Origin of the sequence: Arthrobacter sp. RAF14 (assembly GCF_052114185.1) — a bacterium.
Taxonomy (GTDB): domain Bacteria; phylum Actinomycetota; class Actinomycetes; order Actinomycetales; family Micrococcaceae; genus Arthrobacter_E.
The window spans coordinates 423,162-447,997 of sequence record NZ_JBFREG010000001.1; the positions used below are offsets into that span (position 1 = coordinate 423,162).

The window sequence follows — 24,836 nt, forward strand, 5'->3', positions numbered from 1 at the left end:
AATGGCAGTTGGATCCAAGGATCTGGCCCCGGCACAGCTTGACGGTTTCGACAACGAGCGTCTGGTTGCTGAACTCCGTAAGGCCAAGGAAGAGCTGTTCAACCTGCGTTTCCAGTCCGCCACTGGTCAGCTGGAGAGCCATGGCCGACTCAAGTCCGTGAAGCGCGACATCGCTCGCATCTACACGGTCCTGCGTGAGCGCGAGCTGGGCATTCGCCCGGAGCCCGCTCCGGTGGTTGAGGCCAAGGAAGAGAAGAAGGCCAAGAAGTCTTCCAAGAAGGCCGAGGCCGTTGAGGCCGCTGCTACCGAGGAGGACGCCAAGTGAGTGAAAAGGATCAGAACGTGACGGAAACTGCTGCGCAGCAGCGCGGTTACCGCAAGACGCGTCGCGGCTACGTGGTCTCCGACAAGATGGAGAAGACCATCGTCGTCGAGGTCGAGGACCGTGTGAAGCACGCTCTGTACGGTAAGGTCATCCGTCGTACGTCCAAGATCAAGGCTCACGACGAAGAGAACACCGCCGGCATCGGCGACCTGGTTCTCCTCGCCGAGACCCGCCCGCTCTCCGCCACCAAGCGCTGGCGTCTGGTGGAGGTCATCGAGCGCGCCAAGTAGAACCGGCCGTTTGATTGCTCCACTGAGCGAATGGAAGACCCCCGCACCCTTCTGGGAGCGGGGGTCTTCTGCGTTCACCGCCGTTGCGTGCTCAGTTGTCGCGGGTGTTCCACACCGGAACCCGCGACGACTGAGCACGCAAGGGCGGTGGGACGACGACGGCGGCGGATGGCGCCGTCGTGCTCCGCCGGGTGCCGCCCCAGGATGTCGGAGGCGGCGGGTATTCTGTCCTCAGTGCGCGGGGGAGCGCTCCGCCGACGATCCTGAGGTGCCTCATGCAGAATGACCTTGCCCGCCACGCCGCCGATTCGCACGGTCTGATCAAGGTCCGCGGAGCACGCGAGAACAACCTTCAGGACGTGTCACTGGACTTGCCGAAGCGGCGGATCACGGTCTTCACCGGGGTGTCGGGGTCGGGCAAGAGCTCCCTGGTGTTCGGGACCATCGCGGCCGAGTCGCAGCGGCTCATCAACGAGACGTACACGACGTTTGTGCAGTCCTTCATGCCCAGTCTGCCGCGTCCCGATGTGGATGAACTCGAGAACCTCTCCGCGGCGATCGTCGTGAACCAGGAGCGCATGGGCAGCAACTCGCGTTCCACCCTGGGCACCGTCACGGACGCGCATGCCCTGCTGCGGATCATCTTCTCCCGTGCCGGGGTGCCGAGTGCCGGCCATGCTGGGAAGTACTCCTTCAACCTGGCGGAGGGGATGTGCCCGGAGTGCGAGGGGGCGGGGGAGATCTCCGCGCTGGATGTGGACGTGCTCCTGGACCGTTCGCTCTCGCTGTCCCAGGGCGCCATCAAGGTTCCGGGATTCACGGTGGACGGCTGGCTGATCAAGGTGCTCCTCGGCACGGGACGTTTCGACCCTGATCTGCCGGTCAAGGACTACGATGCGGAGACCCTGGACTTCCTGCTCCGTTCCCCGGCCGTCAAGGTCAAGATGGACAACGTCAACATGACGTTCCTGGGCCTGGAGACGCGCATCCGGCAGAGCTACCTGGCCGGCGGCAAAGAGCCCAAGCAGGCGCACATCAAGGCGTTCCTGGAGCGGGCCGCCACTTTTGCGGAATGCCCGCTGTGCCAGGGCGGCCGGCTGAATCAGGAGGCGCTGGCCAGCCGGATCGACGGCCGGAACATCGCCGAGTGCGCTCAGATCCAGGTGACCGATCTGATCGACTTCCTCCGGGCCGTGGACGAGCCCTCGGTGGCGCCGGTCATCTCGAATCTGCTCGGCACTTTGCAGGCCCTGGTGGACATCGGCCTGGGGTATCTCAGCCTGGACCGGGCCTCCTCGACCCTTTCCGGCGGAGAGGCGCAGCGGGTCAAGATGGTGCGGCACCTCGGCTCGCCCCTCTCTGATGTCACCTACGTCTTCGATGAGCCGACGGTGGGCCTGCACCCGCACGACATCGCCCGGATGAATGATCTGCTGAGGAGCCTGCGGGACAAGGGCAACACGATCCTGGTGGTGGAGCACAAGCCCGAGGTCATGGCGATCGCCGACCACATCGTCGACATCGGTCCCAAGGCCGGCATCCACGGTGGGGAGATCGTGTTCCAGGGGAGCTTCGACGAACTGTCGTCGGCCCAGACTCTCACCGGCCAGCACGTGGGCTCTCGGGTTCCGTTCAAGGAGGCCGTGCGCGAGGCCACCGGCGCCCTGGAGATCCGCGGGGCCAGCACCCACAATCTGAGGGACGTGGATGTGGACGTGCCCACCGGGGTCCTCTGCGCGGTCACGGGAGTCGCCGGATCGGGGAAGAGCTCACTCATCCACGGGGCGCTCGGCAAGCGGGACGGCGTGCACGTGGTGGACCAATCCGCCATCCGCGGTTCGCGGCGCTCGAACCCGGCCACGTACACCGGGGCGCTGGATCACATCCGGGCCGCCTTCGCCAAGGCCACGGGAACCAAGCCGGCGCTCTTCTCCGCCAACTCGGAGGGCGCTTGCCCCACGTGCAAGGGAGCGGGGGAGACGTTCACCGAGATTCCCGGGATGGCTCCGGTGGGGACGCTCTGTGAGGACTGCGGCGGCAAGTGCTTCACGGACGAGGTCCTGGAATACCGTCTGGGCGGACTCAACATCTACGAGGTCATGCGGCTGAGCGTCGAGGAGGCGCTGGAGCAGCTCGCAGTGCCGAAGGCCCGTCCCATCCTTCAGCGTCTGGCCCGCGTCGGCCTGGGCTACATCACTCTGGGACAGTCGCTCTCCACGCTGTCGGGCGGGGAGCGCCAGCGGATCAAGCTCGCCACCCACATGGGAAGCGACGCCGGAGTGTTCATCCTCGACGAGCCGACCACGGGACTCCACCTGGCGGATGTGGAGAATCTGCTCGGCCTGCTGGATCAGCTGGTGGATGAGGGGAACACCGTGGTGGTGATCGAACATCATCTCGGGGTGGTCGCCCACGCGGACTGGGTGATCGACATGGGTCCGGGCGCCGGGCACGACGGCGGCACGGTCGTCTTCGAAGGCACCCCCGCCGCTCTGGCGGAGTCGGACAGCCTCACCGGCCGGTATCTCCAGGCGTACGTGTCCTGAAACACCCGGGATCCCGGGCTTTCAGCCCGGCTTCCCGGTTCGTGGTGCGTCCCTCCGCTGTGCTAGGATATTGAGCTTGTATGGGTGCGTCATGCGCCCGGACAGATCCTCGTAAACCATCGTGCCAGTGCATACTGCCTCAGGGCCGGTCCCCGGCCAGGGGGCCCAGATGCGTCTGGAACGAGGGTTTAACCCTGTGCTGGCAAAATCCAGGCAGGGCAGAGACACCCCAACAACCGTTCCGCAAGGCTCGCACTGTATGCAGTATTTCAGCGTGAGAACCGGCGCGACGCAAGGAGTAAACATTGATTCAGCAGGAGTCGCGGCTTAAGGTCGCCGACAACACGGGTGCCAAGGAAATCTTGACCATCCGCGTTCTCGGTGGATCCGGTCGCCGCTACGCAGGCATCGGCGACGTCATCGTCGCCACCGTCAAGGACGCTATCCCTGGCGGAAACGTGAAGAAGGGCGACGTCGTCAAGGCTGTCGTCGTCCGTACCCGTAAGGAGCGCCGTCGTCCGGACGGTTCCTACATCAAGTTCGATGAGAACGCAGCCGTGATCCTGAAGAACACGGACGGGGAGCCCCGCGGCACCCGTATCTTCGGCCCGGTTGGCCGCGAGCTTCGCGACAAGAAGTTCATGAAGATCGTCTCGCTGGCCCCGGAGGTGCTGTAACTATGGGTGCAAAGATCAAGAAGGGCGATCTCGTCCAGGTCATCACCGGCGCTCGTCAGTCCCGTGGTGGAGACCGTGGCAAGCAGGGCAAGGTCCTGCGTGTGTTCCCGGAATCCAACCGCGTTCTGGTTGAGGGCATCAACCGTGTCACCAAGCACGTGAAGGCCGGCCAGACCCAGCGCGGCACCACCACCGGTGGCATCGAGGTCGTCGAGGCCCCGATCCACCTGTCGAACGTCGCTCTGGTGGATCCGTCCACCAAGAAGCCGACCCGCGTCGGTTTCCGTGTCGAGAAGGTTGAGCGCGACGGTGTGGAGCGCGAAGTGCGCATCCGCGTTGCCAAGGCCTCCGGGAAGGACATCTAATGACTGAGACCCTCGAGACTCCGGTGAAGATCGTCCCGCGTCTGAAGACCAAGTACGCCGAGAACATCAAGCAGTCCCTGCAGGATGAGTTCGAGTACGAGAACGTCAACCAGGTTCCGCGCCTTGTGAAGGTCGTCGTGAACATGGGTGTCGGTGACGCCGCCAAGGATTCCAAGCTGATCGACGGCGCCGTCCGCGATCTGACCGCGATCACCGGTCAGAAGCCCCAGGTCACCAAGGCCCGCAAGTCCATCGCCCAGTTCAAGCTGCGTGAGGGTATGCCGATCGGCGCCCACGCGACGCTGCGTGGCGACCGCATGTGGGAATTCCTGGATCGTCTGGTCACCCTCGCACTGCCCCGTATCCGCGACTTCCGCGGCCTGAACGGCAAGCAGTTCGACGGTAACGGCAACTACACCTTCGGTCTCACGGAGCAGGTCATGTTCCACGAGATCGACCAGGACGCCATCGACCGCGTCCGTGGTATGGACATCACGGTTGTCACCACCGCCAAGACCGACGAGGAAGGCCGCGCGCTGCTCAAGCACCTCGGCTTCCCGTTCAAGACCGAAGACTAATCCAACTACGTAAAAGGTCCACTGGCTCAGCCGGTGGAAACCAGTACGAGGAAGGGCCTGAGCCCTCATGACCATGACTGATCCCGTCGCAGACATGCTTACCCGTCTGCGCAATGCAAACTCGGCATACCACGACACCGTGTCCATGCCGTACTCCAAGCTGAAGGCTCGCGTCGCCGACATCCTGAAGGCCGAGGGTTACATCTCGGACTGGAAGGAAGAAGAGGCACGCGTCGGCAAGACGCTGACCATCACCCTTAAGTTCGGTCCGAGCCGCGAGCGTTCCATCGCTGGCGTCCGCCGTATCTCCAAGCCCGGTCTGCGCGTTTACGCGAAGTCCACCAACCTGCCGCACGTGCTGGGTGGCCTGGGTATCGCTATCCTGTCCACCTCTTCCGGCCTCCTGACTGACAAGCAGGCCGGCAAGAAGGGCGTGGGCGGCGAAGTCCTCGCGTACGTCTGGTAACGGGAAAGGAAGAGAAGAATGTCGCGTATTGGACGTCTCCCCATCACCGTTCCGGCTGGCGTTGAGGTCAAGATCGATGGAGCCGTTGTCACCGTCAAGGGTGCCAAGGGCGAACTGAGCCACACTGTGGCCAGCCCCATCGAGGTGGCCCTTGAAGAGGGCACGATCTCCGTGACCCGCCCGAACGACGAGCGCACTGCTCGCTCGCTGCACGGCCTGACCCGTACCCTGATCGCCAACATGATCGATGGCGTGACCAAGGGCTACGAAAAGAAGCTGGAAATCGTCGGCACGGGTTACCGTGTGCAGGCCAAGGGTTCTGACCTGGAGTTCGCTCTGGGCTACAGCCACCCGGTCAGCGTCGCCGCTCCCGCCGGCATCACCTTTGCGGTTGAAGGCCCGACCAAGCTTTCTGTTGCTGGCATTGACAAGCAGCAGGTCGGCGAAGTCGCTGCCAACATCCGCAAGCTGCGCAAGCCCGACCCCTACAAGGGCAAGGGCATCCGTTACGCCGGCGAAATCATCCGCCGCAAGGTCGGAAAGGCTGGTAAGTAACCATGGCCATCAGCATTAACAAGAAGCGCAACAGCAAGAACAAGACCTCGGCTCGTAGCCGTCGTCAGCTGCGTATCCGTAAGCGCATCTCCGGTACCCCGGCTCGTCCGCGCCTCATCGTCAACCGTTCGGCCCGTCACATCTTCGTGCAGGTCGTGGATGACACCGTGGCAAAGACCCTCGCCTCGGCCTCCACCATGGAAGCCGATCTGCGTGCGTTCGAAGGTGACAAGACCGCCAAGGCCAAGCGCGTTGGTGAACTGGTCGCCGAGCGTGCCAAGGCAGCCGGTGTTGAGGCCGTGGTCTTCGACCGCGGTGGCAACAAGTACCACGGCCGCATCGCCGCCGTCGCTGACGGTGCTCGCGAAGGTGGTCTGGCGCTGTGACCGAAGTGAACAACGAAAAGGAAACCCAGGTGACTGAAGCTGCAGCCGCTGTTGCAACTGAAACCACTGAGGCTGCCAACAACGACAACCGCCGTGGCGGCCGTCGTGGTGAGCGCGGCGAACGTGGTGGCCGTGGCGAGCGTGGTGGCCGTGGCCGCGACGCCCGCGAGGCCGAGAAGAGCCAGTTCGTTGAGCGTGTTGTAACCATCAACCGTGTCGCCAAGGTGGTCAAGGGTGGCCGCCGCTTCAGCTTCACCGCCCTCGTGGTGGTCGGCGATGGCAACGGCATGGTCGGTGTCGGTTACGGCAAGGCTCGCGAAGTCCCCGCCGCCATCGCCAAGGGTGTTGAAGAGGCCAAGAAGTCCTTCTTCCGCGTCCCGCGCGTCGGCAGCACCATCCCGCACCGCGTCCAGGGCGAAGCCGCCGCTGGTGTCGTGATGCTCCGTCCGGCTTCCCCGGGTACCGGTGTTATCGCCGGTGGTCCGGTGCGTGCCGTGCTGGAGTGCGTCGGCATCCACGACGTGCTGTCCAAGTCGCTGGGCTCCTCCAACGCCATCAACATCGTTCACGCGACCGTTGAGGCTCTGCGTCAGCTCGAGGAGCCGGCAGCTGTTGCCGCTCGTCGTGGCCTGCCGCTGGACGAGGTTGCTCCCGCAGCTCTGGTGCGTGCTCTGAACAACCAGAAGGCAGGTGCCTGAGCCATGGCAAAGAACCTGACTCCGTCCGACGCCAAGTTGGAAATCACCCAGATCAAGGGCGTCATCGGCGCCAAGCAGAACCAGCGCGACACGCTTCGCTCTCTCGGTCTCAAGCGCATCGGCCACTCCGTGGTCCGTACCGCTGACGCCGTGACGGTGGGCATGCTCAACACGGTTCCGCACCTCGTAGAGGTCAAGGAGGCGAAGTAATGGCTGAGAAGAAGACTGCTGAGCCTGCAGCGACCGAAGAGAAGCAGCACGCTCTGAAGGTTCACCACCTGCGTCCCGCCACTGGCGCCAAGACCGCGAAGACCCGTGTGGGTCGCGGTGAAGGCTCCAAGGGTAAGACCGCCGGTCGTGGCACCAAGGGCACCAAGGCGCGCTACCAGGTCAAGGCCGGCTTCGCCGGTGGCCAGCTGCCGCTGCACATGCGCCTGCCGAAGCTTCGCGGCTTCAAGAACCCGTTCCGTGTCGAGTTCCAGGTGGTCAACCTTGACCGTCTCTCCGAGCTCTTCCCGGAGGGTGGCACCGTGACGGTGGCCGACCTGGTCGCCAAGGGCGCGGTTCGCAAGAACCAGCCCGTCAAGGTGCTCGGCTCCGGCGACATCACCGTCAAGGTCGATGTCACCGTGGACGCCTTCTCCGCCAGTGCGGCTGAGAAGATCCAGGCCGCCGGTGGTTCCGCCACCGCTCTCTGAGCGCCGGTCCCGCTGAAAGCGAATTGAGAACTCCCGGCACCCGGACAGCTGTCCGGGTGCCGGGAGTTCCTGCATTGTCGAAGAATTACTGGGCTGACCGACACAACGGTTAGACTCTGATGTCGGGTTCAACCAGGAACCCACTCTCCTTTACCTCACAGATCCCTCAGGAGGACGCTTGCTCAGCGCATTCGGCCGTGCCTTCAGGACCCCTGACTTGCGACGCAAGTTGCTGTTCACTCTTGGCATCGTCACGATCTTCCGGCTCGGCGCGTTCATCCCGGCACCGGGTGTGAGCTACAACAACGTTCAGCAGTGTCTCCAGCTGACGGCGGGCAACAGCAGCCTGCAGCAGATGGTGAACATGTTCTCGGGTGGCGCCCTGCTTCAGGTCTCCATCTTCGCGCTGGGCATCATGCCGTACATCACCGCCAGCATCATCGTGCAGCTGCTGCGCGTGGTGATCCCCCGGTTCCAGGAACTGTATGAGGAAGGCGCCTCTGGGCAGACCAAGCTCACGCAGTACACGCGTTACCTGACGATCGCCCTGGGCCTCCTGAACGCCACCACGCTGGTGTCGCTGGCCCGTTCCGGTCAGCTGTTCCAGGGATGCTCCCTGCCGCTGATCCCGGACAACAGCATCATTACCACGATCCTCCTCATCATCACGCTGACCGCAGGCACCGGCCTCATCATGTGGATGGGCGAGCTCGTGACGGAGAAGGGCATCGGCAACGGCATGTCCCTGCTGATCTTCACCTCCATCGCGGCCGGCTTCGTCCCGGCGATGAACAGCATCATCGGAGCCAAGGGCTGGGGCACGTTCATCGCCGTCCTGCTCGTCGGTCTGGTGACCGTGGCACTCGTGGTCTTCGTCGAACAGTCCCAGCGCCGCATCCCCGTGCAGTACGCGAAGCGTATGGTGGGGCGGCGCACCGTGGGCGGCACCACGACGTACATTCCGATCAAGGTCAACATGGCCGGCGTGATCCCCGTGATTTTCGCGTCCTCCATCCTGTACCTGCCGGCGCTGATCGCTCAGTTCAACACCCCCACGGACGGCCGTCCGATCCCTGAATGGGTCGTGTGGATCAACAACAACCTCACCAAGGGTGATCACCCGCTGTACATGGCGGTGTACTTCCTGCTGATCATCTTCTTCACCTACTTCTACGTGTCCATCACCTTCAATCCTGAAGAGGTCTCGGACAACATGAAGAAGTACGGTGGCTTCATTCCCGGTATCCGGGCCGGCCGTCCCACTGCTGAGTACCTGCAGTACGTCCTGTCCCGGATCACCCTGCCAGGTGCGCTGTACCTCGGCATTGTTGCGCTCATCCCTCTGGTGGCCTTGGTCCTGGTCCAGGCCAACCAGAACTTCCCCTTCGGCGGCACGTCGATCCTCATCATGGTCGGTGTCGGGCTGGAGACGGTGAAGCAGATTGACGCGCAGCTTCAACAACGGCACTACGAAGGGCTCTTGCGATGACAAGAATGCTGATTATCGGTCCTCCCGGCTCCGGCAAGGGAACGCAGGCCGAGCGGATCTCCGACCGTCTCGGTGTGGTGGCCATCTCCACCGGCGACATCTTCCGCGCCAACGTCAAGGGCGAGACCCCGCTGGGCCTGGAAGCCAAGAAGTACATGGACGCCGGCGACTTCGTCCCGGACTCGGTCACCAACCGCATGGTCCGTGACCGGCTGAGCCAGGACGACGTGGCGGAGGGCTTCCTGCTCGACGGGTACCCGCGCACTGTGGCGCAGGTGGACGAGCTGGACCAGATCCTCTCCGCTTCCGGCACGCGCCTGGACGTGGTGCTCCAGCTGACCGCGGACGACGAGGAACTCGTCACCCGCCTGCTGGGCCGGGCCTTGGAAACGGGCCGCAGCGATGACAACGAGACCGTCATCCGGCACCGTCTGGATCTCTACCACGAGCAGACCGAAGCCGTGGTGGGCAAGTACGCGGAACGCGGGATCCTCCGCCGTGTGGATGGCATCGGAGCCATCGACGAGGTCACGGACCGTGTGATGGCAGCCATCGCAGAGGCCGTGGCGGACGAAGCCGCCAGCGCCTAGCAACACCTGACATGCCCCCGGAGAAGCTCCGGGGGCATGACTTTTCGGCCGGCGCGACTGAAACCAGCGCCCTCCCCGAAACCAGTAGCCCCGAAGGCCGCGTGACCCGCGGCCGGAACCGAAGGAACACCCGTGGCATTCCACTCTCCCCGGATCGAATACAAGACCAACGCCCAGATGCGCATCATGCAGGAGGCAGGCGAGCTCCTCAGCCGTGCCCTGGACGCGGCGGTGGCCGCGGTCGCTCCGGGTGTCACCACCGATGAGCTGGACGCCGTCTTCGCGGCAGTGGTCGACGAGGCGGGCGCCCAGTACAACTTCCTGGGTTACCACGGCTATCCCAAGCACATCTGTGCCTCGGTCAACGACGAGGTGGTGCACGGCATCCCCGGTCCGCGGGCGCTGGAACCGGGCGATGTGGTGAAGATCGACGGCGGCTGCATCGTCCGCGGCTGGAACGCCGACTCGGCGCGCACCGTGATCGTGGGCCAGGGCGATCCGGAGGACGAACGGCTCTCCGAGGTCACCCGCATGGCGATGTGGCACGGGATCGCGGCGCTGGCCACCGCGAAGTACGTGGGCGACATCGGCGACGCCATCGACGACTACGTGTCGGCGCAGAAGGGCAAGCCGCTGGGCATCCTGGAGGACTACTGCGGCCATGGAATCGGATCCCAGATGCACATGGCTCCCGATGTCCTGAACTACCGGAGCAAGCACCGCGGCCCGAAGATCAAGCCGGGCATGTGCTTTGCCATCGAGCCGATGCTCGTCCGCGGCGGCCTCGAGACCGCCGTGCTGGAGGATGACTGGACGGTCGTCACCACTGACGGCGCGCGGGCTTCGCAGTGGGAGCACTCGGTGGCCGTGCACCGCGAGGGCATCTGGGTCCTCACGGCGCCCGACGGCGGCGCCTCCGAGCTGTCCAAGCTGGGCGTGACCGTGGTGCCGATCCCGGCGTGAGCACGCGCCGTCGTGCGCCATCGCGTTGACGCGAGGTGACAGTTGAGGCCCCCGACCGGACCGGTCGGGGGCCTCAACTGTCACCTCGGCGGGGGAGCGGCGGCTCAGGCGAATGGGAAGCTCGGCGGAAGGAGTTCTTCGGTTGGGCGGCGGGCGTGGTCGGACAGGCTGAGCGACGCGATGTAGTGGTCCAGGAACTCCTGGGCCCGGCGGCGGTGGTCGCTCGTGTCCACGGTGACGATCTCGCCGTCCTCCACGACGGTCCGTCCGGCGACGACCACGCGGTTGATGTCCCGGCCGTCGGCGTTCAGGACCATCGTGCGGATCGGATCCGCGTACGGTCCGAGGTGCGGGCCCGTGAGATCCAGGACGAAGTAGTCCGCCTGGCAGCCGGGCGCGAGGCGTCCCAGGTCCGGACGCCCGAGCGCATCGGCCGGGTCGAGGGTGGCGGAGCGGAACAGATCGCCGGCCTGGGCGGCGGCCCGGTCCGCGGTGCTGCTCTTCTGCATGGCCATGGCCAGGTCCAGTCCGCGGATCATGTCGGGTGGCGCCGAATCGGTGCCCATCACCACCCGGATGCCCCGCGCCCGGTACGAATCGTAATCCTCCAGCACGCTGCCGTAGTGGGCGGAGGGGATGGGGCAGAAGATCACGCTGGTCCCGCTCTCGGCGAGCAGCGCGAGGTCGTCGCCGTCGCCGAACTCCGGAGGCATGTGGCGGTGACCCGGCACCGTCCAGGCGTGCGGGATGAAGGTCCGCTCGGCGAGGAATCCGATCGAGTGGAGGTAGGGGAGGGGGCGGAGCCCGGTGCGTGCCAGCATGGTCTCCACTTCGGACAGGCCCTGGGCGGCGTGCAGGCGGACCGGGATGCCGAGCTCGTCCGCGGCCTGGCGCGTCAGTCGGAGTGTCCGTTCGGTCTGGGTCTCGATCCGGGCGGGCAGGAGCGCGGCGCGGATGCGGCCGTCCGCCCGCCCGTCGTGGTCCTTCGCGAAGCGGATCGCCTCGGCGAGCCCATCCAGGCCCTTCTGCTCGTCCTCGTGCAGGAGCACGCGTTCCCCGTCCGTATAGGGGACGTGCGTGCGGTAGCTGGGGCCGAGATAGGCGCGCAGCCCGATGGCCTCCACGGCCGAGGCGGTGTTCGCCAGGTCGTCATAGTCCTCGCACCAGTCGAGGTAACTCTCCGCCGCGATCGGCATGAGGGTGGTGATGCCGTTCCGGGCGACCTGGGCCAGGGCGAACTCGCGGCGGAAGCGTTCCTGCTCCGGAGTGAAGACGGGTGCGTGGTCGCGGAGGTATTCCTCGGACCAGAGGAGGCCCAGCCGGGTGTCGGCCCCGTGCCAGGAATCGAAGATCGCGTGGTCGATGTCGGCGAGGGCGTTGAGGTCGATGAAGCCGGGGGAGACGATCGACAGACCCGCGTCGATCTCGCGGTCGATGGGCCCCGTATAGCCGCGGCCGACGAAGAGGATCGTGTCGTCCTCATGGACCAGCTCGGCGTCCGGCAGGATGCGGTGGTCACCGTCGGCGTAGCCGATGATGAAGGCGGCCTTGATGCGGGTGATCACTCGGGGGCTCCTCAGATGGTCGGGCACGGCCCCGGACGGGACGCGTCAGTGCGGAACTCCGCCCGTCCAGGATGGCACCGGGCGGCGGCCGGGACCAGCCGGGGCCTGCCGCCGATACCAGACCGGCCCAGCCGGGACCCGGGCTGGCGTTCACATAGCCCAGTCGTGCTATCTCCCCGACGGCGCCGCCCTTGCCACACCTGAGGAGGGACGACGACGGCGGCGGCCACCGTTCGGGTGGCCGCCGCCGTCGTCGTGCGTTCCGCGGTCGGGCTCCCCGCCGTTTCCCCCTCCCGTCCCGCGCTCAGCACCGGGTGGGATTCAGAGGAGAACGAGCGGATCCCGGGGGGATCACTTGCCGAGCTTCGGCTTCACATCCTTGGTGTAGATGCCCTCGAGGGTGCCCTTCAGAGTGGAGAGGCTGCTCTTCACGTCCGCCTTCTGGGTCAGGATCGCGGCGGCGGCCTTGGCCATCTCCTGGTCGGCGCCCGGCAGGAAGACGCGGGCGTTGTCCTGCTTGCGGGTCACGGCCAGCTGGTCCATGGCGATCTTGATCTGCGGCGTCTTGGCCAGCGCGGCGGTCATGTCGGCCGACTTGCGGGTGGGCATGTAGCCGGTGGCCGCCGAGAAGAGCGCGGTGTTCTCCGGTTCGGTCACGAACTTCAGGAACGTGGCGGCGGCGAGCTGCTGATCCTTCGGTACGCCCGCCGGGATGCCGAGGCCGGCGCCGCCCGTGGGGCAGACCGGGTTCTGGGTGGCGGAGCCGCCGGGAAGGAAACCGACGCCCACGTTGAACTTGGCGTTCTCCAGCACGCCCACCAGGGAGCCGGTGGAGGACAGGGTGGCGGACGCGATGCCCGCGGCGAAGTCATCGGCGGAGTCCTTGGAGGAGACACCGGCCCAGCCGTCCTTGTAGACGGAGTCCTGCGCGAACTGGAGCGCCTTCACGTTGGCGTCCGAGTCGGCCGTGATGTCCCAGTCCTTGGACCAGCCGCCGCCTTCGCCCCAGAGGTTGTTCTGCAGGGTCCAGCCCGCGTAGCCGGCGAGGGCCGGGTACATGAAGGCGAACTGCGCCTTGGACGCGGCCTTGAGCTTCGGCGCCCACTCGGCGAACTCGGCCCAGGTCTTCGGGGCACGGTCCGGCAGACCGGCGGCCTTGAAGTGATCCTTGTTGTAGTAGAAGAGCGGGGTGGAGCGCGCGTACGGCATGGCCCACTGCTTCGAGTCGTAGCCGTAGTCCGCCACGAGCGTCTCGCGGAAGTCGGACATGCTGAAGTCCAGCTGCTTGATCAGGCTGTCCAGCGGGATGATGCTCTTGTTCATGTAGTAGCGGAACCACCACACGTCGGAGAGGACCACGAGCGCGGGCAGTCCGCTCTTGGCGGCCTGGGCCGTCTGGAACTTCTGGGCGATCTCCTCGTAGTCCTTGCCGCCCGTGATGAGGTTGACCTTGATGTCCGGGTGCTTGGCCTGGAACTTCTCGATCAGCTGCTTCTCCACGTCCTGGGACTTGCCCGGGTGGGTGGACCAGAAATCGAAGCTGGCGGCCGGCTTCACCCCCGTGAAGTCCGTGTCCGCGGCGGCCTGGGTGGCCCCGCCTCCACCGGTGGAGGGACCGCCGCAGGCGGCGAGGGCGGCGGTGATGGCCGCAGCGGCGGAGAGGCCGAGGAATTGACGACGGCGCAGTGAGGAGTTCATGGGGTGACCTTTCAGTGGTGCTGTGATGCGGTTGCTGAGGGTGACTGAGGGGGCGGCGCGCCTCCCCGGGGTGGAGCGGAGGTTCAGCCCGTGACGCTGCCCTGGGTGAGGCCTGCCACGATGTAGCGCTGGAGCATGGCGAAGATGCTGAGGACGGGCAGGATGACGAGGACCGAACCGGCCATGAGGATGCCCCAGCCTGCCCCGTTGCTCTCCGAGTTCTGGAGGAGCGTGAGGCCCACGGGGAGGGTCATGCTCTCGGGTCGGTCCGTGATGATGAGGGGCCAGATGTAGTCGTTCCACTCGCTGACCACGGTCACCAGGCCGACGGTGGCGATCGAGGGGATGGAGACCGGAACGACGATCCGCCACAGCCGCCGCCAGTGCCCCGCGCCGTCGAGCTCGGCCGCCTCCAGGATGGAGCCGGGGAGGGTGAGGAAGTGCTGGCGGAGCAGGAACGTGCCGAACGCGGTGCCGAGCCCCGGCAGGATGATGCCCCAGAGGGTGTTCTTCCCGCCCAGGCCGGCGATCAGGATGTAGTTCGGCAGGATGGAGACCTGAGCGGGCACCATGAGGGCCACCAGGATGATCACGAAGACCACGTTCTTGAACGGGAAACGGACGAACACCAGGGCGTAGGCGGTCAGGATCGCCAGGCTCACCTTGATGGCGGAGCCCACGGCCGTGACGATGACGCTGTTGGCGAAGAACTGCCCGAACGGCACCGTGGTCATGGCCGTGTGATAGTTGTCCAGGGTGGGTGCCTGGGGCAGGATCTTCAGGTCCGTGGTGACGATCTCACCGGGCTGCTTGAAGGAACTCAGCACCATCCAGAGCAGGGGGAGAAAGACCACCAGGGTCGCGAGGACCAGCGGGACGTAGCCGCCCGCGAGGGTGGCCGCGAGGTTCTTCCGGCTGAGGGCGCGGGGACGGCTGTCGGTCAGAGTGCTCATGCGTAGTGCACCTTCTTCTCCACGAAACGCAGCTGGAGGACGGTGACCACCAGAAGGATGGCGAACAGCACCACGGAGATGGCCGCCGAGTACCCGGCGCGGTTGTAGGCGCCGAAGGCCTGGAGGTAGGCCTCGTAGATGAGCGTGCTGGTTCCGTTGCCCAGGGGCGTCATGATCCGGATCAGGTCGAACGCCTGGAGTGAGCTGATCATGGTGGTGATGAGCAGGAAGAACGTGGTGGGGGAGAGCAGCGGCAGCGAGATGCTCAGGAACCGGCGTGCTCCGTTGGCGCCGTCCAGCGACGCCGCCTCCATCACCTCGGTGGGCAGCGACTGCAGCCCGGCGAGGAACACGACCGCGCAGTAGCCGAGGTTCTTCCACACGTAGACCACGATCACCATGACCAGCGCGAGCTGGGGATCGTTGATCCACTCCGGGCTCTTGAGTCCGACGCCGCGCAGGATCCAGGCCAGGACGCCGTAGCCGGGGTCGAAGATGAACAGCCAGACGAGGCCGACACCCACACCGGACAGCACGTACGGGGCGAACACGGCGGCGCGGGCGAACGTGGTGCCCTTGACCTTCGCGTTCAGCGCGAGAGCCACCAGGAGTCCGAGCACCATGGACCCGCCGACGGTGAGGACGGTGAACACCGCGGTGGTCCCCAGAACGCGCGGGGCGTCCGGGCTGGTGAAGAAGGTCAGGTAGTTGCCGAATCCGACCACGGTGGCCTCGGCCGAGCCGAGCGTCCAGTCCAGGGTCGAGTAGTAGATGTTGTTCAGCAGCGGCAGGTAGGTGAACACGCCGATCAGCACGAGGTTCGGTGCGGCGAAGGCGAGGAACACCAGGAAGTCACGACGGCGCCGGGGGCTCCAGCCGCGTTTCCGTCCGGCCGCCGAGGGGGCGGGAGCGCCGGCGGAGGCCCGGGGAGGGGCCTGCGTCGCGGGGCGCTGGGCAAGGGGGATCTCAGTATCAGTCATCAGGGAATCTGGGTCGTTTCCGCCTGCGTCAGGACGCGCAGGACAAGCTCACTTCACCACAGCCGGAACCGTCCGACGGCCGGTTTCCGCGCGTTCGGGGCAGAGTTCCCGGACACTTCAGGACGGGTTCGCCGACCGGTCACCGAAGTGGCACCTCGCGTTCACAAACGAGGGGCGGCTCCCAGTTGCGCAGGCTCCCGAACGCCTTCCCCAGCGCCGGAATCCTCGCCGGGGCTGGAGTTCCGGAGGACAATGAAGCCATGGGACGGATCACCGAGGTGCCCGGCGTTCGGGTGGGACATGCGGAACGGATCGGGCAGGGCTGGCTGAGTGGTGTCACGGTGGTGCTGCCGCCGCCCGGCACCGTGGGTTCGGTGGATGTCCGGGGAGGCGGCCCGGGAACCCACGAGACCGATGCCCTGGATCCCAGCACGATGGTTCCGACCGTGGACGCCGTGGTCCTGACGGGAGGCAGCGCCTACGGTCTGGCGTCGGCGGGCGGCGCGCAGCTCTGGTGCGAGGAACAGGGCCTGGGATTCCCCGTGGTGGGAGGCATGGTGCCGATCGTCCCGGCCGCCGCCATCTTCGACCTGGGGCGCGGCGGTGACTTCCTCGCCCGGCCCGGCCTGGACATGGGGTACCAGGCGGCGCGCGACGCCGGAACGCGCGAGCCGGGGCACGACGTCGAGCGCGGCACGGTGGGCGCGGGAACCGGCGCGCTAGTCGCCCGGGGCGAGTACAAGGGCGGACTCGGCACCTCGGCGATCCACCTGGACGGCGGCATCGTGGTCGGAGCGCTCGCGATCGTCAATGCGCTGGGAGTGCCGCAGTTCCCGGCAACGATGACAGGCGCAGCAGTGAGCCGGAGGATTTCCGCGGACCCGCAGGCGGAGGCGCCCGAATCCGCGCCGGACGCCGGTTCGCTCAACACCACGCTCGCCGTCGTCGTGACGAACGCAGCCCTGGATGTCGCCCAGTGCAAGCGCACCGCGACCGCGGCCCACGCCGGGCTCGCGCGGGCGCTGAACCCGAGTCACACCCTGGCCGACGGGGACACGGTGTTCGCGCTTTCGACCGGCGGGTCGGCGGTCTGGACGGCCCTCGACCCGGCTGCCCGGACGGCGTTCCTCATCGGTCTGCAGAGCGCGGCAGCCGAGGCGGTGCGGCTCGCGATCCTCGACGGCGTCGCCCAGGCGGAAGGCGTCACGACACCTGCCGGGACGTTTCCGGCATTCGGCGGCGGGGGTGCGTGATCCGTCGGAGGGCGGCTATCATGACCCGATTTAACTTCTGGCACCGGATGGCGTACAGTTGATGGTTGGTTGTCTGTTCCGTCATGCCCTCTGCACTCTCGAGTGTGTCGGGTCGGCCCACTTCAGGGTGGGAATGCATGGACTGGCAGCCTGTGGGAATGATCCCACAGGAAAACACCCATTGCCTGCTGAGCACGCCCGTGCTTTGCGGCACAACAGTTAGCGGAGGATATGGCCAAGAAGGACGGGGTCATTGAGATCGAAGGCGTGGTGACCGAAGCGCTGCCCAACGCGATGTTCCGTGTTGAGCTGACGAACAAGCACATCGTCTTGGCACACATCTCTGGAAAGATGCGTCAGCACTACATCAGGATCCTCCCGGAGGACCGCGTGGTGGTGGAGCTGAGCCCTTACGACCTCACCAGGGGTCGTATCGTCTACCGCTACAAGTAAAGACCGCTGCCACAGTCCGCTGTGGCAGGGACAACTGCAAACACGCAAAGGAAAGCCATGAAGGTCAAGCCGAGCGTCAAGCAGATCTGCGACAAGTGCAAAGTGATCCGCCGTAACGGCCGGGTCATGGTGATCTGCGAGAACCCGCGCCACAAGCAGCGCCAGGGCTGATTCCCCTTCGGGGACCAACTCACTGGACTGCTTGCCCACGCAAGTAATAGATAAGGCAGCACAAGCTGCGCTGGGACGTATGGGCCCGGACAGCTAACCCCCGGTCGGAGGCTGGGGCCGCAGTGAAACTGCGGGTGTACTGCCTACGACCTCCGGTTCAATCAAGGAGTACCGCCAAACATGGCTCGTCTCGCTGGCGTTGACATCCCCCGCGAAAAGCGGTTGATTATCGCGCTTACTTACATCTACGGCGTGGGCAAGACCCGTGCACAGGAAACCCTGGCTGCCACCGGCATCAGCCCGGACGTCCGGGTCAAGGACCTCAGTGACGCTGAGCTGGTTCAGCTGCGTGACTACATCGAGGGCAACTACAAGGTTGAGGGTGACCTTCGCCGCGAAGTGGCCGCTGACATCCGCCGCAAGGTCGAGATCGGCAGCTACCAGGGTCTGCGTCACCGCAGGGGCCTGCCGGTCCACGGTCAGCGCACCAAGACCAACGCTCGCACCCGTAAGGGTCCGAAGCGGACCGTCGCAGGCAAGAAGAAGGCCGGCCGCTAAACCCTGTTGGGTTTAGCTCCGGGTTTCCCAAGAAACTTTCTGTAGGAGAAAAGCATGCCCCCGAAGACTCGTGGCGCTGTCCGCAAGCCGCGTAAGAAGGACAAGAAGAATATTGCGCTTGGACAGGCGCACATCAAGAGCACTTTCAACAACACCATCGTGTCCATCACGGACCCGTCCGGTGCTGTGATCTCCTGGGCTTCCGCCGGTGAGGTCGGCTTCAAGGGCTCCCGTAAGTCCACCCCGTACGCCGCGCAGATGGCCGCTGAGACTGCCGCGAAGCGCGCGCAGGAGCACGGTCTCCGCAAGGTGGACGTGTTCGTGAAGGGCCCGGGCTCCGGCCGCGAGACGGCCATCCGTTCGCTGCAGGCCGCCGGCCTCGAGGTCGGTTCCATCCAGGACGTGACCCCGAGCGCTCACAACGGCTGCCGTCCGCCGAAGCGCCGCCGCGTCTAGTAGCTGTGGCCTGGTCATGCCGTCATCACCGCCTTGGGCGGCGGTGACGGCATGACCGACGGAACGACGTCGATTTCCACTACCTGTGTTGCGTCATATAGCGGATGCTCGCTGAAAGGAAACATAAGTGCTCATTGCACAGCGCCCCACCCTCACTGAAGAGGTCGTTTCCGAAAACCGCTCCCGGTTCGTCATCGAACCGCTGGAGCCGGGCTTCGGTTACACTCTCGGCAATTCCCTGCGTCGTACCCTGCTCTCCTCGATCCCCGGCGCTGCTGTCACCAGCATCCGGATCGACGGCGTGCTGCACGAGTTCACCACTGTTCCGGGTGTGAAGGAGGATGTCACTGAGATCATCCTGAACATCAAGAACCTCTCGGTGTCCTCCGAGCACGATGAGCCGGTTGTCGCATACCTGCGCAAGCAGGGCCCCGGTGTCGTCACCGCTGCGGACATCGCTCCGCCGGCCGGCGTGGAATTCCACAACCCGGACCTGCACATCGCGACCCTGAACTCCAAGGGCAAGTTCGAACTCGAACTGACCATCGAGCGTGGCCGTGGCTACGTGTCCGCTGCTCAGAACAAGGCAGGCGACTCCGAGATCGGCCGTATCCCGGTCGACTCGATCTACTCGCCCGTCATGAAGGTGACCTTCCGCGTGGAGGCCACCCGTGTCGAGCAGCGCACCGACTTCGACAAGCTCGTGGTCGATGTCGAGACCAAGCAGTCCATCGCCCCGCGCGATGCCGTCGCTTCGGCCGGCACCACGCTGGTTGAACTCTTCGGTCTGGCCCGTGAGCTCAACGTTGCCGCTGAGGGCATTGAAATCGGCCCGTCGCCCACGGACGCTGCCCTGGCAGCCGACATGGCGCTGGCCATCGAGGAACTGGACCTCACCGTCCGTTCCTACAACTGCCTCAAGCGCGAGGGCATCCACACCGTGGGCGAACTCGTGGCGCGTTCCGAGGCCGACCTGATGGACATCCGGAACTTCGGTGCCAAGTCCATCGACGAGGTCAAGGCCAAGCTTGTTGAACTGGGTCTCTCTCTGAAGGATTCGCCTCCCGGATTCGATCTGGCCGCCCGCGCGGCTGCGATCGATGAGGACGACGCAACCTTCAGCGACGAAGAAGCCTGATAAAGCAGATTTTGGTTCTCCCGGGCCATTGATGGTCCGGTGAAACCACCCATCTAGGAGATAGAACTATGCCTACCCCCTCCAAGGGTCCGCGCCTGGGCGGTGGCCCGGCTCACGAGCGCCTGATGCTCGCGAACCTGGCCGCTCAGCTCTTCGAGCACAAGCGCATCACCACCACGGTCACCAAGGCCAAGCGCCTGAAGCCGTACGCCGAGCGTCTGGTCACCTTCGCCAAGCGTGGCGACCTCGCTTCCCGCCGCCGCGTTCTCGGCCTGATCAGCGACAAGGGCATCGTCCACGAGCTGTTCACCGACATCGCGAAGCAGGTGGAGAACCGTCCCGGCGGCTACACCCGCATCACCAAGATCGGCAACCGCAAGGGCGACAACGCCCCCATGGCCGTGATCGAGCTCGTGCTCGAGCCGCTCTCCGCGAAGCAGGCCGTCGTGGCCGAGGCCACCCAGGCTGCCGAGAAGGCCGCTCCGGCCGAGGAAGCCGCTGTGGAGGCTCCGGCCGAGGAGACCACTGAGGTCGTCGAGGAGACCGTTGAGGCTCCCGTCGCCGAAGAGGCCACCGAGGAAGCAGCTGAGGAGAAGGACGCCAAGTAAGGCGCCTTCCACCCAGTAGACTTTGGTCTATGCAGTTCGAGGAACCCGTCGTCACCCCATCAGGTGGCGGCGGGTTTCTTCGTATCCGGATGGGCCTCTCCTATGACGGCGCCCCCTTCCGCGGCTGGGCCGTCCAGCCCGGCCTGCTCACGGTCCAGGGAGCGCTGGAGGAGGCGCTCGAGATGATCCTCCGGCGGCCTGTGCGTCTCACGGTCGCCGGCCGCACCGACGCAGGTGTCCATTCGCGAGGCCAGGTGGTCCACTGGGACACCACCGAGGCCGAATGGGAAGGCGTGGGCCGCGGCAGCGCCGAGGACGCCCCCAGGGCTCTGCTGCGCCGGCTCAGCGGCGCCCTGGCGCGGGTCCTGGGCGAGCTGAGCGGCGCCGTCGTCGTCCACACGGTGGAGATCGCGGCGGACGGCTTTGACGCCCGTTTCAGCGCCCTCTGGCGCCGCTACAGCTACCGCATCGCCGACGACGCGCGGCACTGGGACCCGCTGGAGCGTGCCACGGTGCTGTGGCACAAGAAGCCGCTGGACACTGAAGCGATGAATCGCGGCGCAGCGCTGCTGCTGGGACTCAACGACTTCCGCTCCTACTGCAAGCCCCGGGAAGGGGCCACCACGGTCCGCGAACTTCAGCGCTTCGACTTCGAGCGGGGCGCGGACGGGATCATCACGGCGCACATCCAGGCCGACGCGTTCTGCCACAACATGGTGCGTGCGCTGATCGGAGCCACCCTGAAAGTGGGGGAGGGGGCGGAGCCGCCGCCCTGGCTCTGGGAACGGCTGCTGGAGAAGCGGCGCGACTCCCGGTCGGTCCTGGCCCCGGCGCATCCCCTGGTCCTGGAGTACGTGGCGTACCCCGAGGACGACCAGCTCAGGGAGCGGGCCGAGCAGACCCGGGCGCTCCGGGACTAGGGCCGGTCCGGCGCTTTTGCCTGAACGGGTCATTAACGATAAAGTTTTAAGTCGTTGTGCGTGTGCCCTCTCGATGTTGGGTGCCGGCCGGATGATTCTGTTGCATGGATCGTGAATCCGGTCGCGCTATCGAGCTTCGGGTCTCACTGGTTCCCAAGAGCCCTCACCTCTTATCCGGTCGCACAGGAACCCTTCAGCAGGAACTCACGCCTGCTGAAACTACTTTGAACGCCAGAACAAGAACGAGGCATACACCGTGCGTACGTACACCCCGAAGCCCGGCGATGTTGATCGCCAGTGGCACGTCATTGACGCAACCGACGTCGTCCTGGGCCGTCTTGCCAGCCACACCGCCAATCTCCTGCGCGGCAAGCACAAGCCGACCTTCGCCGCTCACATGGACATGGGCGACTTCGTCATCATCATCAACGCTGAGAAGGTCGCCCTGACCGGCGCCAAGCTCGAGCAGAAGCGCGCTTACCGCCACTCCGGTTACCCGGGCGGCCTCAAGAGCGTCAACTACGCCGAACTGCTGGAGAAGAACCCGGTTCTGGCCGTGCAGAAGGCCGTCAAGGGCATGCTGCCGAAGAACTCCCTGGCTGCCGCTCAGCTGACCAAGCTGAAGGTGTACCGCGGTGCTGAGCACCCGCACGCCGCTCAGCAGCCCCAGACTTTCGAAATCACCCAGGTCGCCCAGTAGTCCTGGCCACCACCCAACTTAGTTTTCAAGGAGAATCGTGGCTCAGAACGAAGAACTGACCACCGAGGCCGTCGAGGCCGAGGAAATCCCCACCAGCTACACCTCGGAGAGCGCCCCGGCGCAGGCTTCCGAGCAGAAGGAGCGCCCGGCCCTGACGGTGCCCGGCTCCGGTGTCGGCCGTCGTAAGGAAGCAATCGCCCGCGTGCGCGTTGTTCCGGGTTCCGGCAAGTGGACCATCAACGGTCGCGAGCTGGACAACTACTTCCCGAACAAGCTGCACCAGCAGGAAGTCAACGAGCCGTTCCGCATCCTCGAGCTCGAGGGCGCTTACGACGTCATCGCCCGCATCCACGGTGGTGGCCCCTCCGGCCAGGCCGGTGCGCTGCGCCTCGGCATCGCTCGTTCCCTGAACGAGATCGACGTCGAGAACAACCGCCCGACCCTCAAGAAGGCAGGCTTCCTGACTCGTGACGCCCGCGTCATCGAGCGTAAGAAGGCCGGTCTCAAGAAGGCCCGTAAGGCACAGCAGTACTCCAAGCGCTAAATCGCGCCTACCAAAAAAGCGGCTCGCAGCGCGAGCCGCTTTTTTGGTGCCTCGGCGCGATTGAGCGCTTGGCTCCACAAGCGCTGGTTTGTCGGCCTTCGACGAAAGCGGTTCGCTGTGCGGGCCGCTTTTTGTTGTTCCTCGGGGTGGTGGACCTTCCCCCGCGCTTCAGCGGTGGGGAATGTCCATCCGACCGGGGAAAACGGTTCCAGTGGGCGCGGGGCGGACCGTCGGGACGGCCCTTGAGGCAGGACGCCGGGAGGAGGCCTCCGGCGATCTGTCTGCGCCATGGAGGGCGTGGTCGGCTAGAATCGATCCGATGTCTAGATTATTTGGAACCGACGGTGTCCGAGGCCTGGCGAACGGACTGCTGACCGCTGAATTGTCCATGCAGCTGGCTCAGGCTGCGGCCGTGGTGCTGGGGCACAACCACAGCAACGGCAGCCGGCCACGCGCCGTCGTCGCGCGCGATCCGAGGGCCAGCGGCGAGTTCATCTCCGCCGCAGTCGAGGCGGGTCTCGCCAGCTCCGGCGTCGACGTCTACGACGCGGGCGTCCTTCCCACCCCGGCCGCCGCGTTCCTCGTGGCGGACCTGAAGGCCGACTTCGGAGTCATGATCTCCGCCTCCCACAACCCGGCGCCGGACAACGGCATCAAGTTCTTCGCCCGCGGCGGCCACAAGCTGCCGGACGAGGTCGAGGACGCGATCGAGACCCAGATGGAACTCGGCTTCGAGCGCCCCCAGGGAGCCGGGGTGGGTCGCATCCGCCGCTTCTCCGACGCCGAGGACCGCTACATCCTGCATCTCCTGCGTTCGATCGCCCCGCAGCGCCTGGAGGGCCTCAAGATCGTGCTGGACTGCGCGCACGGCGCCGCCAGCGGCTGTTCCCCCGAGCTGTTCAAGGACGCCGGAGCTGACATCGTGGTCATCGGCGCCGATCCGGACGGCCTGAACATCAACGACGGCGTGGGCTCCACGCACCTGGGTCAGCTGAAGGCCGCCGTGCTGGAGCACGGAGCGGACCTGGGCATCGCCCACGACGGCGACGCCGACCGCTGCCTCGCGGTGGACCACGAAGGCAACGAGGTGGACGGGGACCAGATCATGGCGATCCTGGCACTCTCCCTCAAGGAGGCCGGTCAGCTCCGGCAGGACACCCTCGTGGCCACGGTGATGAGCAACCTGGGTCTCAAGATCGCCCTGCGCGAAGCCGGCATCACCATCAAGGAGACCGCGGTGGGCGACCGCTACGTCCTGGAGGGCATGCGCGAGGGTGACTTCAACCTCGGAGGCGAGCAGTCCGGGCACGTGATCTTCGCGGATTACGCCACCACCGGTGACGGCCTCCTCACCGGGCTCCAGCTGGCTGCACAGGTGGCCCGCACCGGTAAGAGCCTCAAGGAGCTGGCAGGGGCCATGAAGAAGCTCCCGCAGCTCATGATCAACGTCAAGGGCGTGGACAAGGCCCGGGCGACGCAGGATCCCCAGGTGGCTGCAGCTGTGGCGCGCGCCGAGCAGGAACTGGGGGAGACCGGCCGCGTGCTCCTGCGCCCTTCCGGCACCGAGCCCGTGGTCCGGGTCATGGTGGAGGCCGCCGACATGGAGACCGCCACCCGCGTCTGCGAGGAACTCGCCGCCATCGTCAAGGACAACCTGGCGCTCGAGCCGACGTCCTGAGTCCCCGCTCGACGACGACGAAGGCCGCCACCCGTTCGGGTGGCGGCCTTCGTCGTTCCGGGGAGAAGTGTCAGGGGGAGAAGCTCAGACGGTCAGCGATTCTTGAGGGAGTCGCGGATCTCGGTGAGGAGGGCGATCTGCGGATCGACCGCTTCTTCCTCCTCCTTGATGCCGAGCTTGGCGTTGCGCCGGGCGATCATGTGGTTCATCGGCAGGACGACGACGAAGTAGATGGCGGCGGCGATGAGTAGGAAGTTGATGAGTGCCGTGAGGAACACGCCGATCTTCACTTGGCCGAAGACGAGGAAACTGTCAAAGTTGGGAGAGCCGACCAACTGGGAGATGAGCGGCATGAGGATGTTCTCGACGAGGGCGGTGATGACCGCACCGAAGGCGGCGCCCATAACGACGGCAACGGCCAGATCGACGACGTTGCCCTTCATGATGAATTCTTTGAAACCCTTGAGCATAAGCCCCAAACTAGCGCATCCAGCGCCCGATCAGGTGGCTTAAAGCTTACTTTTCTCCGAACGGC

The 24,836-nt window shown here is 65.7% G+C and carries 31 protein-coding genes; 26 read left to right on the forward strand and 5 right to left on the reverse strand.

The window, feature by feature from the left end; translation table 11 throughout:
- Position 1: 1 nt before the first annotated feature.
- The 15 genes from rpmC (at position 2) to map (ending at position 10,626) form a co-directional block, all read left to right on the forward strand.
- Positions 2-325 carry a 50S ribosomal protein L29 gene (gene rpmC / locus AB4Y75_RS02040; protein ID WP_278267075.1) on the forward strand — a complete coding sequence of 108 codons (324 nt, stop codon included), beginning with the start codon at positions 2-4 and terminating at the stop codon, positions 323-325.
- Positions 322-615: a 30S ribosomal protein S17 gene (gene rpsQ, locus AB4Y75_RS02045; protein WP_066211537.1), complete on the forward strand. Its 294-nt coding sequence runs from the start codon at positions 322-324 to the stop codon at positions 613-615. The genes rpmC and rpsQ overlap by 4 nt, the downstream gene beginning before the upstream one ends.
- Before the next feature lie 275 nt (positions 616-890).
- Entirely contained in the window at positions 891-3,161 is a 2,271-nt protein-coding gene (locus tag AB4Y75_RS02050) for an ATP-binding cassette domain-containing protein (RefSeq protein WP_441434240.1), read from the forward strand.
- 305 nt (positions 3,162-3,466) lie between these two features.
- On the forward strand, positions 3,467-3,838 hold the full coding sequence (rplN, locus tag AB4Y75_RS02055; protein ID WP_066211533.1) for a 50S ribosomal protein L14: 372 nt from the start codon (positions 3,467-3,469) through the stop codon (positions 3,836-3,838).
- A gap of 2 nt (positions 3,839-3,840) precedes the next feature.
- Positions 3,841-4,203, forward strand: a complete 363-nt coding sequence (gene rplX, locus AB4Y75_RS02060; protein WP_441434241.1) for a 50S ribosomal protein L24 — start codon at positions 3,841-3,843, stop codon at positions 4,201-4,203.
- The gene (rplE, locus tag AB4Y75_RS02065) at positions 4,203-4,781 is read left to right on the forward strand and encodes a 50S ribosomal protein L5 (protein WP_066211524.1); all 579 of its coding nucleotides are present in this window, start codon (positions 4,203-4,205) and stop codon (positions 4,779-4,781) included. Before rplX ends, rplE begins: the two co-directional genes overlap by 1 nt.
- Before the next feature lie 67 nt (positions 4,782-4,848).
- Positions 4,849-5,247, forward strand: a complete 399-nt coding sequence (gene rpsH / locus AB4Y75_RS02070; protein WP_066211521.1) for a 30S ribosomal protein S8 — start codon at positions 4,849-4,851, stop codon at positions 5,245-5,247.
- An 18-nt stretch (positions 5,248-5,265) separates the two neighbouring features.
- Complete coding sequence (gene rplF / locus AB4Y75_RS02075) at positions 5,266-5,802, forward strand: 50S ribosomal protein L6 (protein WP_441434242.1); 537 nt, start codon at positions 5,266-5,268, stop codon at positions 5,800-5,802.
- 2 nt (positions 5,803-5,804) lie between these two features.
- Entirely contained in the window at positions 5,805-6,188 is a 384-nt protein-coding gene (gene rplR / locus AB4Y75_RS02080) for a 50S ribosomal protein L18 (protein ID WP_066211516.1), read from the forward strand.
- 29 nt (positions 6,189-6,217) lie between these two features.
- Positions 6,218-6,886 (forward strand): 30S ribosomal protein S5, encoded by a 669-nt coding sequence (rpsE, locus tag AB4Y75_RS02085; protein ID WP_174521246.1) that lies wholly within the window; start codon positions 6,218-6,220, stop codon positions 6,884-6,886.
- A gap of 3 nt (positions 6,887-6,889) precedes the next feature.
- The gene (gene rpmD, locus AB4Y75_RS02090; protein WP_441434243.1) at positions 6,890-7,096 is read left to right on the forward strand and encodes a 50S ribosomal protein L30; all 207 of its coding nucleotides are present in this window, start codon (positions 6,890-6,892) and stop codon (positions 7,094-7,096) included.
- Positions 7,096-7,584: a 50S ribosomal protein L15 gene (gene rplO, locus AB4Y75_RS02095; protein WP_441434244.1), complete on the forward strand. Its 489-nt coding sequence runs from the start codon at positions 7,096-7,098 to the stop codon at positions 7,582-7,584. The genes rpmD and rplO overlap by 1 nt, the downstream gene beginning before the upstream one ends.
- Positions 7,585-7,762: 178 nt before the next feature.
- On the forward strand, positions 7,763-9,073 hold the full coding sequence (gene secY, locus AB4Y75_RS02100; RefSeq protein ID WP_441434245.1) for a preprotein translocase subunit SecY: 1,311 nt from the start codon (positions 7,763-7,765) through the stop codon (positions 9,071-9,073).
- 5 nt (positions 9,074-9,078) lie between these two features.
- Positions 9,079-9,663: an adenylate kinase gene (locus AB4Y75_RS02105; protein WP_441434246.1), complete on the forward strand. Its 585-nt coding sequence runs from the start codon at positions 9,079-9,081 to the stop codon at positions 9,661-9,663.
- A 132-nt stretch (positions 9,664-9,795) separates the two neighbouring features.
- Positions 9,796-10,626: a type I methionyl aminopeptidase gene (gene map / locus AB4Y75_RS02110; protein ID WP_441434247.1), complete on the forward strand. Its 831-nt coding sequence runs from the start codon at positions 9,796-9,798 to the stop codon at positions 10,624-10,626.
- 104 nt (positions 10,627-10,730) lie between these two features.
- Here map and AB4Y75_RS02115 read toward each other — a convergent pair whose 3' ends face one another.
- From AB4Y75_RS02115 to AB4Y75_RS02130, 4 genes are all read right to left on the reverse strand, one after another.
- Positions 10,731-12,191 (reverse strand): chlorohydrolase family protein, encoded by a 1,461-nt coding sequence (locus tag AB4Y75_RS02115; RefSeq protein ID WP_441434248.1) that lies wholly within the window; start codon positions 12,189-12,191, stop codon positions 10,731-10,733.
- Between the two features lie 351 nt (positions 12,192-12,542).
- Positions 12,543-13,889, reverse strand: coding sequence for an ABC transporter substrate-binding protein (locus tag AB4Y75_RS02120; RefSeq protein ID WP_441434249.1), 1,347 nt, complete (start codon positions 13,887-13,889; stop codon positions 12,543-12,545).
- 83 nt (positions 13,890-13,972) lie between these two features.
- Positions 13,973-14,842 (reverse strand): carbohydrate ABC transporter permease, encoded by an 870-nt coding sequence (locus tag AB4Y75_RS02125; protein ID WP_441434250.1) that lies wholly within the window; start codon positions 14,840-14,842, stop codon positions 13,973-13,975.
- On the reverse strand, positions 14,839-15,822 hold the full coding sequence (locus AB4Y75_RS02130; RefSeq protein WP_441434251.1) for a carbohydrate ABC transporter permease: 984 nt from the start codon (positions 15,820-15,822) through the stop codon (positions 14,839-14,841). The genes AB4Y75_RS02125 and AB4Y75_RS02130 overlap by 4 nt, the downstream gene beginning before the upstream one ends.
- Before the next feature lie 260 nt (positions 15,823-16,082).
- Here AB4Y75_RS02130 and AB4Y75_RS02135 point away from each other — a divergent pair, with 260 nt between their 5' ends.
- The 11 genes from AB4Y75_RS02135 (at position 16,083) to glmM (ending at position 24,301) form a co-directional block, all read left to right on the forward strand.
- Entirely contained in the window at positions 16,083-17,075 is a 993-nt protein-coding gene (locus tag AB4Y75_RS02135; RefSeq protein WP_441434252.1) for a P1 family peptidase, read from the forward strand.
- 231 nt (positions 17,076-17,306) lie between these two features.
- Positions 17,307-17,528 (forward strand): translation initiation factor IF-1, encoded by a 222-nt coding sequence (infA, locus tag AB4Y75_RS02140; protein ID WP_009358723.1) that lies wholly within the window; start codon positions 17,307-17,309, stop codon positions 17,526-17,528.
- Between the two features lie 57 nt (positions 17,529-17,585).
- Positions 17,586-17,699 (forward strand): 50S ribosomal protein L36, encoded by a 114-nt coding sequence (gene rpmJ / locus AB4Y75_RS02145; protein ID WP_011775570.1) that lies wholly within the window; start codon positions 17,586-17,588, stop codon positions 17,697-17,699.
- A gap of 180 nt (positions 17,700-17,879) precedes the next feature.
- The gene (rpsM, locus tag AB4Y75_RS02150) at positions 17,880-18,257 is read left to right on the forward strand and encodes a 30S ribosomal protein S13 (protein ID WP_441434253.1); all 378 of its coding nucleotides are present in this window, start codon (positions 17,880-17,882) and stop codon (positions 18,255-18,257) included.
- A gap of 54 nt (positions 18,258-18,311) precedes the next feature.
- Complete coding sequence (gene rpsK / locus AB4Y75_RS02155; RefSeq protein WP_066211479.1) at positions 18,312-18,713, forward strand: 30S ribosomal protein S11; 402 nt, start codon at positions 18,312-18,314, stop codon at positions 18,711-18,713.
- Between the two features lie 127 nt (positions 18,714-18,840).
- On the forward strand, positions 18,841-19,851 hold the full coding sequence (locus tag AB4Y75_RS02160; protein WP_066211477.1) for a DNA-directed RNA polymerase subunit alpha: 1,011 nt from the start codon (positions 18,841-18,843) through the stop codon (positions 19,849-19,851).
- Positions 19,852-19,919: 68 nt separating this feature from the next.
- Positions 19,920-20,459 (forward strand): 50S ribosomal protein L17, encoded by a 540-nt coding sequence (gene rplQ, locus AB4Y75_RS02165; RefSeq protein WP_370957838.1) that lies wholly within the window; start codon positions 19,920-19,922, stop codon positions 20,457-20,459.
- A 29-nt stretch (positions 20,460-20,488) separates the two neighbouring features.
- Entirely contained in the window at positions 20,489-21,379 is an 891-nt protein-coding gene (gene truA / locus AB4Y75_RS02170; protein ID WP_441434254.1) for a tRNA pseudouridine(38-40) synthase TruA, read from the forward strand.
- Between the two features lie 256 nt (positions 21,380-21,635).
- A complete protein-coding gene (gene rplM / locus AB4Y75_RS02175) occupies positions 21,636-22,079 on the forward strand; it encodes a 50S ribosomal protein L13 (protein ID WP_066211456.1) in 444 nt (147 codons plus the stop codon).
- Positions 22,080-22,116: 37 nt separating this feature from the next.
- The gene (gene rpsI, locus AB4Y75_RS02180; protein ID WP_307497761.1) at positions 22,117-22,623 is read left to right on the forward strand and encodes a 30S ribosomal protein S9; all 507 of its coding nucleotides are present in this window, start codon (positions 22,117-22,119) and stop codon (positions 22,621-22,623) included.
- Positions 22,624-22,942: 319 nt separating this feature from the next.
- Positions 22,943-24,301 (forward strand): phosphoglucosamine mutase, encoded by a 1,359-nt coding sequence (gene glmM, locus AB4Y75_RS02185; protein WP_441434255.1) that lies wholly within the window; start codon positions 22,943-22,945, stop codon positions 24,299-24,301.
- A gap of 92 nt (positions 24,302-24,393) precedes the next feature.
- Here the strand turns inward: glmM and mscL are convergent, their stop codons facing one another.
- Positions 24,394-24,771 (reverse strand): large conductance mechanosensitive channel protein MscL, encoded by a 378-nt coding sequence (gene mscL, locus AB4Y75_RS02190; protein WP_441434256.1) that lies wholly within the window; start codon positions 24,769-24,771, stop codon positions 24,394-24,396.
- Positions 24,772-24,836: the final 65 nt, after the last annotated feature.

Bases quoted from the DNA above. Each gene is read 5' to 3' on its own strand.
- rpmC (WP_278267075.1), top strand. From the start codon at position 2: ATGGCAGTTGGATCCAAGGATCTGGCCCCGGCACAGCTTGACGGTTTC.
- AB4Y75_RS02050 (WP_441434240.1), top strand. From the start codon at position 891: ATGCAGAATGACCTTGCCCGCCACGCCGCCGATTCGCACGGTCTGATC.
- rplX (WP_441434241.1), top strand. From the start codon at position 3,841: ATGGGTGCAAAGATCAAGAAGGGCGATCTCGTCCAGGTCATCACCGGC.
- rplE (WP_066211524.1), top strand. From the start codon at position 4,203: ATGACTGAGACCCTCGAGACTCCGGTGAAGATCGTCCCGCGTCTGAAG.
- rpsH (WP_066211521.1), top strand. From the start codon at position 4,849: ATGACCATGACTGATCCCGTCGCAGACATGCTTACCCGTCTGCGCAAT.
- rplF (WP_441434242.1), top strand. From the start codon at position 5,266: ATGTCGCGTATTGGACGTCTCCCCATCACCGTTCCGGCTGGCGTTGAG.
- rplR (WP_066211516.1), top strand. From the start codon at position 5,805: ATGGCCATCAGCATTAACAAGAAGCGCAACAGCAAGAACAAGACCTCG.
- rpmD (WP_441434243.1), top strand. From the start codon at position 6,890: ATGGCAAAGAACCTGACTCCGTCCGACGCCAAGTTGGAAATCACCCAG.
- rplO (WP_441434244.1), top strand. From the start codon at position 7,096: ATGGCTGAGAAGAAGACTGCTGAGCCTGCAGCGACCGAAGAGAAGCAG.
- AB4Y75_RS02105 (WP_441434246.1), top strand. From the start codon at position 9,079: ATGCTGATTATCGGTCCTCCCGGCTCCGGCAAGGGAACGCAGGCCGAG.
- AB4Y75_RS02120 (WP_441434249.1), bottom strand. From the start codon at position 13,889: ATGAACTCCTCACTGCGCCGTCGTCAATTCCTCGGCCTCTCCGCCGCT.
- AB4Y75_RS02125 (WP_441434250.1), bottom strand. From the start codon at position 14,842: ATGAGCACTCTGACCGACAGCCGTCCCCGCGCCCTCAGCCGGAAGAAC.
- AB4Y75_RS02130 (WP_441434251.1), bottom strand. From the start codon at position 15,822: ATGACTGATACTGAGATCCCCCTTGCCCAGCGCCCCGCGACGCAGGCC.
- AB4Y75_RS02135 (WP_441434252.1), top strand. From the start codon at position 16,083: ATGGGACGGATCACCGAGGTGCCCGGCGTTCGGGTGGGACATGCGGAA.
- infA (WP_009358723.1), top strand. From the start codon at position 17,307: ATGGCCAAGAAGGACGGGGTCATTGAGATCGAAGGCGTGGTGACCGAA.
- rpmJ (WP_011775570.1), top strand. From the start codon at position 17,586: ATGAAGGTCAAGCCGAGCGTCAAGCAGATCTGCGACAAGTGCAAAGTG.
- rpsM (WP_441434253.1), top strand. From the start codon at position 17,880: ATGGCTCGTCTCGCTGGCGTTGACATCCCCCGCGAAAAGCGGTTGATT.
- rpsK (WP_066211479.1), top strand. From the start codon at position 18,312: ATGCCCCCGAAGACTCGTGGCGCTGTCCGCAAGCCGCGTAAGAAGGAC.
- rplQ (WP_370957838.1), top strand. From the start codon at position 19,920: ATGCCTACCCCCTCCAAGGGTCCGCGCCTGGGCGGTGGCCCGGCTCAC.
- truA (WP_441434254.1), top strand. From the start codon at position 20,489: ATGCAGTTCGAGGAACCCGTCGTCACCCCATCAGGTGGCGGCGGGTTT.
- glmM (WP_441434255.1), top strand. From the start codon at position 22,943: ATGTCTAGATTATTTGGAACCGACGGTGTCCGAGGCCTGGCGAACGGA.
- mscL (WP_441434256.1), bottom strand. From the start codon at position 24,771: ATGCTCAAGGGTTTCAAAGAATTCATCATGAAGGGCAACGTCGTCGAT.